Source organism: Pseudomonas edaphica (genome assembly GCF_005863185.1).
Taxonomy (GTDB): domain Bacteria; phylum Pseudomonadota; class Gammaproteobacteria; order Pseudomonadales; family Pseudomonadaceae; genus Aquipseudomonas; species Aquipseudomonas edaphica.
The window spans coordinates 1-530 of the sequence record NZ_VBVZ01001144.1; the positions used below are offsets into that span (position 1 = coordinate 1).

At 64.0% G+C, this 530-nt stretch carries 1 pseudogene; it reads left to right on the plus strand.

The annotated features are described in order from the left end of the window. Positions 1 to 25: 25 nt before the first annotated feature. Positions 26 to 530 (plus strand): annotated as a pseudogene (locus FEM54_RS33735) (TolC family protein); the annotation flags it as partial.

Consider the following 530-nt stretch of genomic DNA (forward strand, 5'->3'; position numbering starts at 1 on the left):
GTGGAACAGATCAGGAATCTTTACGATGAATTCCCTCTATGTGCGCGCCCTGGTGGTGGGCGTGCTGGTGTGGCCGGTGCTCGCCTCGGCGCTGACCCTGGATGAGGCCCTGCGCCTGGCGCAGAACAACGCGCCTTCGCTGGTGGCTGAATCCGCCAAGCTGCAAGCCGCGACACACGCGGCGATTCCGGCCGGCGAATTGCCCGACCCGAAACTGCTGGTGGGCCTGCAGAATTTTCCCATCGGCGGGCCGAATCGCGGCACGTTGTATGGCGATGACATGACGCAACAAATGATCGGCCTGCAGCAACAGGTGCCCAGCCGCGACAAGCGCAAAGCCCGGGTCGAGCTGGCTGATGCAACCATAGAACGCACCGCCGCCGAAGGGCGCATCGAGCGCCTTAACGTGCGCCAGGCCACTGCGCAGGCGTGGATCCGTGCTTACGCGGTGGAGCGCAAAGAGGCCTTGTTCCAAGACTTCTATCAGCAGAACCGCCTGCTGCAAGACAGCGTGCGCGCGCAGTTGGCCG